Source organism: Rhodoplanes sp. JGI PP 4-B12 (genome assembly GCF_900188135.1).
In genome coordinates, this window is record NZ_FYEN01000013.1 from 1 (window position 1) to 10,150 (window position 10,150).

11 protein-coding genes and 1 tRNA gene are annotated in these 10,150 nt (G+C 59.9%); 4 read left to right on the forward strand and 8 right to left on the reverse strand.

The window, feature by feature from the left end; genetic code table 11:
* The 5 genes from CFA80_RS00835 to CFA80_RS00855 all read right to left on the reverse strand — a co-directional run.
* A partial coding sequence (locus tag CFA80_RS00835; RefSeq protein ID WP_143549662.1) for a ClpX C4-type zinc finger protein occupies positions 1–581 on the reverse strand: 581 nt, incomplete at its 3' end.
* A 303-nt stretch (positions 582–884) separates the two neighbouring features.
* Positions 885–1,556 (reverse strand): ATP-dependent Clp protease proteolytic subunit, encoded by a 672-nt coding sequence (locus CFA80_RS00840; RefSeq protein WP_088518481.1) that lies wholly within the window; start codon positions 1,554–1,556, stop codon positions 885–887.
* A 223-nt stretch (positions 1,557–1,779) separates the two neighbouring features.
* Positions 1,780–3,123, reverse strand: coding sequence for a trigger factor (gene tig, locus CFA80_RS00845; protein ID WP_088518482.1), 1,344 nt, complete (start codon positions 3,121–3,123; stop codon positions 1,780–1,782).
* A gap of 100 nt (positions 3,124–3,223) precedes the next feature.
* A tRNA-Leu gene (locus CFA80_RS00850) sits at positions 3,224–3,308 on the reverse strand.
* 76 nt (positions 3,309–3,384) lie between these two features.
* The gene (locus tag CFA80_RS00855; protein ID WP_088518487.1) at positions 3,385–4,866 is read right to left on the reverse strand and encodes an NAD(P)H-hydrate dehydratase; all 1,482 of its coding nucleotides are present in this window, start codon (positions 4,864–4,866) and stop codon (positions 3,385–3,387) included.
* Positions 4,867–5,136: 270 nt separating this feature from the next.
* On the opposite strand from CFA80_RS00855, the gene CFA80_RS00860 reads away from it, so the two are divergent.
* From CFA80_RS00860 to CFA80_RS00870, 3 genes are all read left to right on the forward strand, one after another.
* On the forward strand, positions 5,137–5,475 hold the full coding sequence (locus tag CFA80_RS00860; protein WP_088518483.1) for a P-II family nitrogen regulator: 339 nt from the start codon (positions 5,137–5,139) through the stop codon (positions 5,473–5,475).
* Between the two features lie 94 nt (positions 5,476–5,569).
* Positions 5,570–6,979, forward strand: coding sequence for a type I glutamate--ammonia ligase (glnA, locus tag CFA80_RS00865; RefSeq protein ID WP_088518484.1), 1,410 nt, complete (start codon positions 5,570–5,572; stop codon positions 6,977–6,979).
* Between the two features lie 218 nt (positions 6,980–7,197).
* Positions 7,198–8,043, forward strand: a complete 846-nt coding sequence (locus CFA80_RS00870) for a CmcJ/NvfI family oxidoreductase (protein ID WP_088518485.1) — start codon at positions 7,198–7,200, stop codon at positions 8,041–8,043.
* Between the two features lie 92 nt (positions 8,044–8,135).
* On the opposite strand, the gene rpsI is transcribed toward CFA80_RS00870, so the two are convergent.
* From rpsI to CFA80_RS00885, 3 genes are all read right to left on the reverse strand, one after another.
* Positions 8,136–8,615: a 30S ribosomal protein S9 gene (rpsI, locus tag CFA80_RS00875; protein ID WP_088518486.1), complete on the reverse strand. Its 480-nt coding sequence runs from the start codon at positions 8,613–8,615 to the stop codon at positions 8,136–8,138.
* A complete protein-coding gene (gene rplM / locus CFA80_RS00880) occupies positions 8,615–9,079 on the reverse strand; it encodes a 50S ribosomal protein L13 (protein WP_088518488.1) in 465 nt (154 codons plus the stop codon). Before rplM ends, rpsI begins: the two co-directional genes overlap by 1 nt.
* A gap of 120 nt (positions 9,080–9,199) precedes the next feature.
* Entirely contained in the window at positions 9,200–9,640 is a 441-nt protein-coding gene (locus tag CFA80_RS00885; protein ID WP_088518489.1) for a PaaI family thioesterase, read from the reverse strand.
* A gap of 151 nt (positions 9,641–9,791) precedes the next feature.
* Here CFA80_RS00885 and CFA80_RS00890 point away from each other — a divergent pair.
* On the forward strand, positions 9,792–10,150 hold a 359-nt coding region (locus CFA80_RS00890), incomplete at its 3' end, for an enoyl-CoA hydratase-related protein (protein ID WP_200806993.1).

A 10,150-nucleotide genomic window follows, 5' to 3' on the forward strand; every position in this document is an offset into this window, starting at 1 on the left:
TTATCGGATTTACGCGAAATCTTGTCGATCTCATCGATGTAAACGATGCCGCGCTGCGCACGCTCTACGTTGTAGTCGGCCGATTGCAGCAATTTCAAAATGATATTCTCGACATCCTCACCGACATAGCCCGCTTCGGTCAGTGTGGTGGCGTCCGCCATCGTGAACGGCACATCGAGGATGCGCGCCAACGTCTGCGCCAGCAATGTCTTGCCGGAGCCGGTCGGGCCAATCAGCAATATGTTCGACTTCGCGAGCTCGACGTCGTTATGCTTGCTCTGATGGTTGAGCCGTTTGTAGTGATTGTGAACGGCAACCGAGAGAACCTTTTTGGCGTGATCCTGACCGATCACATAGTCGTCAAGGACCTTGCGAATTTCGCGCGGGGTTGGAATGCCGTCGCGCGACTTCACCAGCGAGGATTTATTCTCCTCGCGAATGATGTCCATGCAAAGTTCAACGCATTCGTCGCAAATGAAGACGGTGGGGCCGGCGATGAGCTTGCGCACCTCGTGCTGGCTTTTGCCGCAGAACGAGCAGTACAGCGTGTTCTTTGAATCGCCGCCACCAACCTTGCTCATTCCATTCTCCGTCTTCGCCAGTGCCGCGCCTCAACAAGCATCCTAGGAAGCGCGCGGCTAAGATTTCGTAGCACCGACCTCAGCTTTCTTGGAGCGACTCGCGTTACCGCCAAAGTGCCAACGCCAAGCCCTCCGGCGCAAGCTGACATGCTAATGGCGTGCCAATCAAGAATCCATTAACGATAACGCGACTTTGCACCGCTGTGGTTTCTGGATCACAGGACCGAGAAAACGCTTGACCCGGCTCAGGAACTCACCCTTTGCAGCGGCCGAATCGGTCCATTTCGAGGCGCTGGCGCGCCGCTAGCTGACCCCCTTGAGGATAGGCTCGGCTTTGAGGCTGGGTTCTTTGAGGCTGGGTTCCTCCGCCCGCTTCTCGATCACCTTGTCGATAAGGCCGAATTCCTTGGCCATGTCGGCGGTGAGAAACATGTCCCGTTCCAAGGCGTCTTCGATCTTCTTGAGCGGCTGCCCGGTATGTTTGACGTAGATTTCATTGAGCCGCCGCTTCAGGTTCAAAATCTCTTGGGCGTGCAGCATGATGTCCGTGGCCTGGCCCTGGAACCCGCCGGATGGCTGATGCACCATGATCCGGGCGTTGGGGAGCGCAAAACGCAAATCCTTGCCGCCGGCAGCAAGCAAAAGCGAGGCCATAGACGCAGCCTGTCCCGTGCAAAGGGTCGAAACCGCGGGACGGATGAACTGCATCGTGTCGTAGACCGCCAGCCCCGAGGTCACCACCCCACCCGGCGAATTGATGTACATAGAAATTTCTTTTTTCGGATTCTCGGCCTCTAGGAACAGGAGTTGTGCAACCACCAGCGAGGCCATCCCGTCTTCGACCGGCCCAGTAATGAAGATGATCCGTTCTTTGAGCAGCCGCGAATAGATGTCGTAGGCCCGCTCCCCCCGGTTGGTCTGTTCGACCACCATCGGGACCAGATAGTTCATGTAGGTGTCCTTAGGATCGCGCATGGCTCACCTGAATTACTGACCTAAGTTTGGTCACGTGACGTGGCTAGCTGGGTCCAAAGCGGGCCTGATGGGCCAGCCGATTAGGTCATGTGACTTGAGTCGGGGCGGTTTGTCGAAGCCGCCACGGGATGTTTGGCTGGGTATGGCCTTCCCGCCACCGCAGATATGCTCAGAAATCGCTGTGGCAAGACGTAACCTTGGCAGTCTAAACGCCACACTGGCCTCAGTCCTCCTCTTCCTTGAAGAGCTCCTCCCGCAAAACCTGCTTTTCGGTGACATCGGCTAGTTCAAGGAGGAAGTCGACCACTTTGTCCTCGAACAGTGGCGCCCGTACGGCGGCCAGAGCAGCCGGATTGTTGCGGTAATAGTCCCACACCTGCTGTTCCTGGCCGGGCATCATTCTGGCCTGAGCGACGATCGCTTGGGTCAGCTGTTCATCCGTAACCTTTATATTGTTTTTCTCGCCGATCTCAGCGAGAACGAGGCCAAGCCGCACCCGGCGTTCTGCGATGGCTCGATACTCCTGCCGTGCCTTTTCCTCGTCGGTTCCCTCGTCCGCGAAAGTCCGGCCTTGCTGCTTTAGGTCGTTCTCGATCGCGGACCAGACGTTGTTGAATTCTTCCTCTACCAGGGTCGGCGGCGGGTCGAATTTGTGCCGGACATCGAGCTGATCAAGTAACGCGCGCTTGATCTTCTGGCGTGAAGCCGCGGCATGCTCGCGCTCGATACGTTCGCGCACCGCGTCGCGAAGCTTTGCTAGCGATTCCAGCCCGAGCGTCTTGGCAAAATCGTCGTCGATAGTGACCGAGCCCGGTGCTTCGACCTTCTTCGCACTGACTGAGAAAACCGCGTCCTTGCCCGCGAGCGCGGACACACGATAATTCTCGGGAAATTTGACGTTCACCGTGCGGCTGTCGCCGGCTTTAATTCCGAGCAGCTGCTCCTCAAAGCCGGGAATGAACTGACCCGAGCCAAGCACCAGAGCCACGTCATCGCCCGAACCGCCCTCAAACGGCGCGCCGTCGATCGTGCCCTGAAAGGAAAGGGTGATGCGGTCGCCCTGCCTTGCCGGCGCATCGGCACTGTCGTTGAACGGACGGCTCTGCTCGGCGATCGTCTGCAAGGCCTTATCGAGCTCAGCATCCTCGACTGTAGCCGTGAGCCGCTCGAGCTTGATGGTCTTGAAATCGGCCAGCGCGATCGGCGGCACGATCTCCATTTCGACGGTGTAAGCTAGATCAGCCTTTCCCGCGATGATGCCCTCGACGGCGCCTTCTTCCGGCGGAAGAACGATTTTGGGCTCGGTCGCAAGTTTCAATCCCCGCTCGGTGACGATCTTTGAATTGGCCTCGCGGACCGCAGCTTCGATCACCTCGGCCATCGCCGATTTGCCATAGAGGCGCTTGAGATGAGCGACCGGCACCTTGCCCGGCCGAAAACCCCTGAGCTGCACGCGCCCTTTGAGATCATCGAGCCGGGCATTGACCTTGGCTTCAAGATCGGTAGCCGGAACGACGACGCGATATTCGCGTTTGAGTCCGGCTGCGGCGGTTTCAGTTACTTGCATCGGCACTACTCTTCACGGCCCAACGGACCGAAATATATCGCCTTTTTGGCAAATCTCGCCAAGTTCTGGTTTCGCCAAGTTCTGGAGAAACCGCCCGAGTTGGTGCGGGCGGAGGGACTCGAACCCCCACGACTTTCGTCACGGGATTCTAAGTCCCGCGCGTCTACCAATTCCGCCACGCCCGCGACGCGAAGGGCGGCCCGGCGCGCTTATATCATCTAGGACGCACCGGCCACTACAAAATAGCCAAACGAGATAGGCCTAGCCGAGCAAGGCGCGATACACCCCGGGCAGCATTTCTGGGATGTCCTCAGCGATCAGTCCGAGGCCGAACGCGCGGGCGGCCTCGCCATGAAGCCAAACCGCCGCCGATGCCGCCTCGAAAGCTGGCATGCCTTGAGCCAGCAAGCCCGTCACGATTCCGGTCAACACGTCGCCGGCACCGGCAGTCGCCAGGTAGGCGGGCGCATTGGCTGCGATTGAGGCGCCATCCGACGCCGCCACAACCGTGTCGGCGCCTTTGAGCAAAACCACCGCGCCCGTCAGCTCCGTCCCAAGGCGTGCCCTGTCGAGTTTCGACCCAGCTTTAGTGTGTTCGTCCAGCACATTGAAGTAGCGCGAAAATTCGCCATCGTGAGGTGTAAGCACTGTGGGTTTGTCGCGTCTTGCCTTGAGTGCCCCAGCGAGCCGTTGCGGCGCCTCGGCAAAGCTTGTGATCGCGTCGGCGTCGAGAACCACCGCACGTTCGCCTGCAAGCGCTGCCAAAACGAGTTCACAGGTTTGCTCGCCAACGCCGAGACCGGGACCGAGCGCAAGCGCGTTGAAACGTGGATCAGCCAGAAAGCGCGACAGTTCGGCCGCGCCATCCACTGGCCGCACCATAATCGCGAGATTCGCCGCGGCGTTGACGGCGAGCGCCTCGCGCGGGCTTGCAATGGTGACGAGGCCCGCACCGGCGCGCAATGCGCCCCGTGCGGCAAGCCGCGCTGCGCCGGTCGACCACGATGGGCCTGAGACGATCACCACATGGCCGCGACTGTATTTATGGCCCTCCGGACGGGGCACTGGAAACGTTCGGCGCCACAGTTCGGGAACGTTCTCGAATGTGCGTGGAGCGATGCGCGTCAGCACGGCGTCGGCAATGCCGATCGGGACAACCGACGTCGCCCCGCAATAAGCGCGACCCGGCATCAGGAGATGGCCCGGTTTCTTGCGAAAAAACGTAACTGTCTGCGCGGCCCTGGCGGCAACTCCCATCACAGCGCCGGAATTGCCATTGATGCCGCTCGGCAGATCCACTGCGACCACCGGCGCTCCCTGCGCATTGACGGCCTCGATCATCGCACGCGCAGCGCCATCGACCGGCCGGTCGAGGCCGGCACCAAACAGCGCATCGACAACGATATCGGCGCCCGCGAGCCCCGCAGGCGCTGCGGCAGCGATCGGCCCATTCCACGCCTTTGCCGAAGCCGCGGCGTCGCCCTTCAACTTTTCCAGGGCGCCGACCAGCAAAATGGTCGCCGCATAGCCTCTTTTCGCGAGCTGCCTGGCGGCGACAAAACCATCGCCGCCATTGTTCCCTGGGCCGGCGAGGACGGCGACCCGACTGCCGACAGGCAACCTTGCGGCAACCGTTTCAGCGACCGCGCTGCCCGCATTTTCCATCAGGGTTAGGCCGGCAACACCGCCGGCTATGGTCAGCCGGTCGGCTTCGGCCATTTCGGCGTTGGTGAGGATCTCGATCATTCAGGGGCACAATATCCGAACGTCTGATTGCGCGAACGCTGCACAACGCGCTATTTGCCTCGCCTGACGTTGACAACTTTGTAGGCAGGCTGCCTACTTTATCAGCTAAGCTTGGTTCCGCGATCCCGCAGCGATCGGTCATTCCCACCACAAGCGCCTGATCGCAATGAGAATTTCCGACACGAGCGGCATTGGCACGGGACCTGCTAACCAAGGGTCGGTTCCAGGGCGGATTCTGCCCGTTCGGGAGCCGGGAGGCGGAACGCGATGAAAAAAATCGAGGCGATCATCAAACCGTTCAAGCTGGATGAGGTGAAGGAGGCACTGCAGGAAGTCGGTCTGCAAGGAATCACAGTCACCGAAGCCAAGGGATTCGGTCGGCAGAAGGGCCACACCGAACTCTACCGGGGGGCGGAGTACGTGGTCGATTTTTTGCCGAAAGTGAAAATCGAGATTGTGCTCGGTGACGACATGGTTGAAAAAGCCATCGAGGCGATCCGGCGCGCCGCTCAGACTGGGCGGATCGGCGACGGCAAGATCTTCGTCTCAAACATCGAAGAAGCGATCCGGATCAGGACAGGGGAGTCCGGGCTCGACGCCATCTGAATTGCTGGTCCCACTGCTTGCGCCGCCTGGCCGTAAGCGGGAATGAACCAGTACGGCGAGGCATCCAACAGCACTACGAAAGGGTACGCATAATATGACGACGCCTAAGAATGTCATGAAGATGATCAAGGACAACGACGTGAAATACGTCGATTTTCGATTCACCGATCCGCGCGGCAAATGGCAGCACGTCACCTGCGACATCACGACGGTCGACGAAGACACTTTTGCCGAAGGCATCATGTTCGACGGCTCCTCGATCGCCGGCTGGAAGGCGATCCACGAGTCGGACATGCAACTGATGCCCGATCCGCAAAGCGCCTGCATCGACCCATTCTTTGCCGAGACGACGCTCGTCCTGATTTGCGACACACTCGAACCGCTGACCGGAGAGCCTTACAACCGCGATCCGCGCTCGATCTGCAAGAAAGCGGCCAGTCTGGTTAAATCCATGGGTATCGGCGACACCGTATTCTTTGGACCGGAAGCCGAATTCTTCATCTTCGATGACGTGAAGTTTTCCGCTACGCCCTACAACGTCGGGTATCGCGTCGACTCCGTCGAGTTTCCGACCAATTCCGACACCGAATACGAAGGCGGCAATCTCGGCCATCACATCGGTTTCAAGAAAGGCTATTTCCCAGTACCCCCGCTCGATACGGCACAGGACATGCGCTCGGAAATGCTCGCCGCCATGGCGCGGATGGGAGTGAAGGTCGAGAAACACCACCACGAAGTCGGCTCGGCGCAGCACGAGCTCGGCATGAAATTCGCGCCGATGGTTCAGATGGCCGACCGGATGCAGATCTATAAATACTGCATCCAGCAGGTGGCGCAGGTCTACGGTAAGACCGCGACTTTCATGCCGAAGCCGATCTATGGCGACAACGGTTCGGGCATGCACTGCCACCAATCGATTTGGAAGGGCGACAAGCCGCTGTTCGCCGGCAATAAATATGCCGACCTTTCCGATACGTGCCTGCAATATATCGCGGGCATCTTGAAACATGCCCGCGCCATCAACGCTTTCACCAATCCGACGACGAACTCCTACAAGAGGCTCGTTCCCGGATTCGAGGCGCCGGTGCTGCTGGCCTATTCGGTGCGCAACCGTTCGGCCTCATGCCGCATTCCGCTGGCTTCGTCGCCAAAAGGAAAGCGCGTCGAAGTCCGCTATCCCGATCCGCTTTGCAATCCTTATCTCGGCTTTGCCGCGATGCTGTTGGCTGGGCTCGACGGCATCAAGAACAAGCTCAATCCCGGCGAGCCGACCGACAAGGATCTTTACGATCTGCCGCCGAAAGAACTGAAAAAGATCCCGACGGTGTGCGGCAGCCTGCGCGAAGCGCTCGGCAATTTGGACAAGGACCGTGACTTCCTCAAAGCGGGCGGCGTCTTCGATGACGATTTCATCGACAGCTATATCGAGCTGAAGATGATCGAGATCATTCGCTTCGAGCACACGCCGCATCCAGTCGAGTTCGAGATGTATTACTCGGCGTAAGCGTCGCGATGAGTACCCTTCCTGCATCGCCATAGCGATGGAAAGTTAAAGGGCGCCATCTGGCGCCCTTTTTCTTTGCTCAAACAGAATAGTCGGTTGCGATACCCGCCGTTAGCCCTGCAGAGCAGGCATGAATTTTTCTCCAGTCGGGCCGCTGCCGTCGTGCTTCACTTGCGCATTCCGGATGCCTAAATTAAGCGGACGATAAGGAGCGCGCCATGCCGCAAGCCGCAACGCAGACCGCCGATTTCGACGTCGCGCCGGACCATCTCGAAGCAACGCTGAACTATATCATCGACGACGGCAGCAAGGTCTTCACCATCGTCGCCGGTCCCGGCGGCAGCGACACGCGCTCCGGCGGCAAGCCCGATCCGCGCCGTGTAACCATTCACAACGGCCGCCCGCACACGGAGGACTTTCAGTTGGAGCGCCACGGCTTTCGCTTCGTGCGCCACGACACCAAAGTTAGGGAGTTCTACGACGAGGATGAAATCCGAGGGGTCTACTATCCGGAGATGGAGGCGCTAATCAAAGCCGAAAGCGGCGCCAAGCGGGTCGTCGTGTTCGACCACACGCTACGAACCGCCGATGACGAACTACGCGAGTCAAAGGGAATCCGAGAAGTCGTGCGCCGCGTTCACAACGATTATACGGAATGGTCGGCCCCGCAGCGGGTGCGCGACATCTTGCCCGACGAAGCCGAAGAATTGTTGCAGCGGCGCTTCGCGATCATCCAGGTTTGGCGGCCGATCCGCCACCCGGTGGAGACTTATCCGCTTGCCATGGCAGATGCGCAAACGCTTTCGCCGCAGGATATGATTGTGTCAGAGCGGCGCGCACCCGGGCGCATCGGTCAGACCTATGCGATCAAATACAATCCAGCACACAAGTGGTATTGGTTCCCGCGGATGCGGCGCGAAGAGGCCTACGTATTCAAGGTATTCGATTCGATGAAAGACGGCCGTGCGCGCTGGACCGCGCACACCGCATTCGAGGATCCGACCACGCCGCCGCATGCGCGGCCGCGCGAAAGCATCGAGATCCGCACCCTGGCTTTTTTCTAGCGGGCGTTTTTCTAGCGCTGCGGCTTCTCTGGCATTGCGAAGCCGGACCTGTTCGGCCGCCGCTCGAGCGACGCGGCGGAACGGTTCCTCGCTTAGCGCTTCGAGAATTGGAAGCTGCGGCGCGCTTTGGCGCGGCCGTATTTCTTGCGCTCGACGACGCGTGGATCGCGGGTAAGGAAGCCGCCGCGCTTGAGCACCGGGCGCAAGTCTGGCTCATACCGCAAAAGTGCTTTGGAGAGACCATGGCGCACGGCCCCGGCCTGACCGGACAGGCCACCGCCGGATACGGTGCATACAACGTCATATTGACCCTGACGATTTGATGCAACGAGCGGCTGCTGAATCATCATGCGCAGAACCGGGCGAGCAAAATAGCTTTCCACCGGCCGATCGTTGATGACGATCTTGCCGCCGCCCGTCTTGATCCAGACCCGCGCTACCGCGTCCTTGCGTTTGCCGGTGGCATAGGCGCGGCCCTGCTTGTCGAGCTTCTGAACGTATTGGGGCGGCTGTGGCGCCGCGGCGGGCTTGAGCGAAGACAGCTCTTCGAGCGTCTGTATCGTCTCGGCCATTAAGCAGTCCTCTTATTCTTGCGATTCATCGCGGCGATATCGAGTGTTTCCGGCTGCTGCGCCTGGTGCGGATGCTCGGCGTTGGGATAGACCCGCAGGTTACCAAGCTGGCGGCGGCCGAGCGGGCCGCGCGGCAACATGCGCTCGACGGCCTTCTCGACAATCCGTTCGGGAAAGCGGCCGGTCAGAATTGACTGGGCCGTGCGCTCCTTGATCCCGCCGATATAACCGGTGTGCTTGTAATAGATTTTCTGCTGCACTTTGCGCCCCGTGAGCACCACCTTCGACGCATTGATCACAATGACATTGTCGCCGCAGTCGACGTGCGGCGTAAAAGTGGGCTTGTGCTTGCCGCGCAGCCGCAGAGCGACCAGCGAGGCTAATCTGCCGACGATGAGACCGTCGGCATCGATCATCACCCACTTCTTTTCGACCTCGGCAGGCTTTGCCGAATAGGTTGTCATGGTTGTATCCATCCAGAGACGCGCGTGTTCGCAGCGGCGAGTGGCTTTTAAGCCGAGCTGGCACGTGGCGTCAACCGTGCCAATAATCCGATTGCTTCTCAGGACCTTGCGCCAGTGGTATTATTTTACCGGTGAGCCGGGCGGGATCGAATAAGTCGAGGTCACGTGAGCGACGAGTTCGTCATCGCAGTCGGCCCGGATGGCGACTTCGCCCACCGCAAGCTGTCTGCCGAGCTTGAGCAAGCGTGCTTGCGCCAGAAGGTCGCGTGCCGGCGGTTTCTTCAGGAAATTGATCGTGAGATTGGTGGTGACTGCGAGCGGCACCCAACCGATCGCCGACAGCACCGCGATATAGGTCGCAAAATCGCCGAGCGCCATCATCGTCGTGCCGGCATGCGTTCCGCCGGGTCGCAAAGCGCGTTTGTCGTAACGCTGCCGTAACCGGCAGCCACCGCGCCATAGCTCCTCGATTTCGTAATCTCCCACAGCATGCGACGCCTCTGGGAATTCGACGCGGAGCCGGTCGAGAAGCTCCTTGCGCGTTATCGCAGGAGCCGCCATCTCTATCGCGCCGGTCGACATTGCGTCAGCTTTTCCGGAATCGGCCATTTTTCCGTGGTCCACCATGGCTGCATGCCCCCATCTAGTTCGATACAATGCCGCCGGCTGATCGCAAAATCCGCAAGAGTTTTTGATAACCAAGAGCTAAACCATGAGCGCCCGTGCTGCTGCCGCCGCAAGCTCCGCCCCCTCGTCGCTCATTCTTCTTCGCGAGGACAAGGGTGGCATCGCCATTCTAACGCTGAACCGCCCGCAAGCCCGCAACAGTCTATCCGAGGCCCTGTTGGAAGCGCTTGGCGACGCGCTTTCGGCCGTTGCCCACGACCAAACGGTGCGCGCGGTGGTGATCGCCGCCAACGGCGCCGCCTTCTCGGCCGGACACGACCTCAAGGAGCTCAACGCGCATCGCTCGGACGAGGACCATGGCCGCGCCTATTTCAAGCACGTCATGAGCCTGTGCAGTCGGGTCATGCAGCAAATCGTGACGCTGCCGCAGCCAGTGATCGCTGC